We start from the raw sequence: 1,713 nt of genomic DNA on the forward strand, positions 1-1,713 counted from the left end.
ACGCCGGGGGCGGGCAGTCGGTCGACTGCCCGCCCCCGGCGTTCGTTCAACGGTCCTCGCGGTTCAGAAGCCGCCGGCCTGCTCGTCCCGACGACGCTGCCAGCGCTGCTCCACCCGGTCCATCATCCCGGCCTTGCGGCGCGGGGCGGCGGCCTGACGGGGGCCGGAGCCCTGGCTCGCGGGCCCGCGACGCCAACCGGTCACGGCGAACACCGCGCACCCGAGCATCACCAGGAAGCCCACGACGCTGACCCAGATCTGATCCGGAACGACCATGCCGCCCATCAGCAGACCGATCCCCACCACGAAACCGGCGACGGCCAGGTAGACCCGCCGGCGGGTGTAGGTGCGCAGCCCGGTTCCCTCAAGCGCTGACGCGAATTTGGGATCTTCGGCATACAGCGCTCGCTCCATCTGGTCGAGCAGTCGCTGCTCGTGCTCCGAGAGCGGCACGGAGTCCTCCTACTCGTCGGTCGCGGGTGCGACCGGTCCGCCACCCCTCCTCGGGGAGGCAAGTCCAATCAGCCTTGGGGCATACGGTCGGACGCCTGTGCGGGGGAACCCGGCCCGTGTCGTCCATATGCCCCACGCATCCGGCTGTCATGCTTTCCGGCTTTACCCAGATCATACGGTCCGTGGGCCCGTTACGGGGTGGTCTGCGCCGCGTGGGACGGGCCACTTCGACCGGGCGGGGCCGCACCCGTCTCAACGCCGGAGGACCCGGACAAGTGCCCGATCCGATGGAATGGGCCCGGACCTGGGGAGGATCGCGAACGCACCGGGGCGAGACCCGGTCGTCCGGCAGTCGTCCGGCAGCCATCCGGCGGTCGTCCTGCGGTCGGCCGGCGGTCGTCCGGCGGTCGTCCGGCGGTCGTCCGGTAAGCGAACCGCCGCCGGACGGTGTGCGGAACCGTGCGGCGGCGAGGGGGCTCCGAAGGGGCCGGGCCGAGGGGTCAGGCCAGGGTGGCCAGCAGGTGCAGCTGGGTCGCCACGGCGTGGAAGGCGGGCTGCGCGGCGGCGGCCTCCTCCAGCTTCAGCAGCGCCTCCATCGCGCCCGGCTCGGTGTCCACCAGCACCCCGGGCACGAGGTCGGCGAAGACCCGTACACCGTGCACCGACTCCACCCGCAGGCCCGCGCCCTCGGCCAGCCGGCCCAGCTCCTCGCCGGTGAAGCGGCGCGGCATCGGGTCCTGCTCGCCCCAGCGGCCGTCGGCGGCGGTGAGCACCGTCCGGGCCTCGTTGAAGTGGCCGGCCAGCGCGCGGGCCAGCACGGCGCCGTTGCGGTTGGCCGCCAGCAGACTGACCAGGCCGCCCTCGCGCAGCGTCCCGGCCAGGCTGCGGAGCGACTCGGCCGGGTCGTCCACGACCTCCAGCACGCCGTGGCAGAGCACCGCGTCCACGGTGCCGGGGGCGACCAGCTCGGGCAGCGTCTGGGTGTCGCCCTGGACGGCCCGCACCAGGTCCGTCACCCCGGCCTCGGCGGCCCGGCGCTCCAGGGCGAACAGCGCGTCCGGGCTCGGGTCGACCACGGTGACCCGGTGGCCGAGCTTGGCCACCGGCACGGCGAAGTTGCCGGTGCCGCCGCCGGTGTCGACCACGTCGAGCACCGGCTGGTCCAGCTCGGCCGCCCGCTTCTCCAGGGCTGCGCGCACCACCTCCCACACCACGGCGGTACGCAGGGCACTGCGGGGACGCGTCGGGTACAAGGTCGGG

At 74.0% G+C, this 1,713-nt stretch carries 2 protein-coding genes; both read right to left on the reverse strand.

The window, feature by feature from the left end:
• Positions 1 to 63: 63 nt before the first annotated feature.
• The gene (locus tag J0670_RS37385; protein WP_188305497.1) at positions 64 to 453 is read right to left on the reverse strand and encodes a DUF3040 domain-containing protein; all 390 of its coding nucleotides are present in this window, start codon (positions 451 to 453) and stop codon (positions 64 to 66) included.
• Between the two features lie 500 nt (positions 454 to 953).
• Positions 954 to 1,706, reverse strand: a complete 753-nt coding sequence (locus tag J0670_RS37390; RefSeq protein ID WP_207817227.1) for a methyltransferase domain-containing protein — start codon at positions 1,704 to 1,706, stop codon at positions 954 to 956.
• Between the last annotated feature and the right edge of the window lie 7 nt (positions 1,707 to 1,713).

It is taken from the genome of Streptomyces sp. FH025, from assembly GCF_017427025.1.
Lineage (GTDB): Bacteria > Actinomycetota > Actinomycetes > Streptomycetales > Streptomycetaceae > Kitasatospora.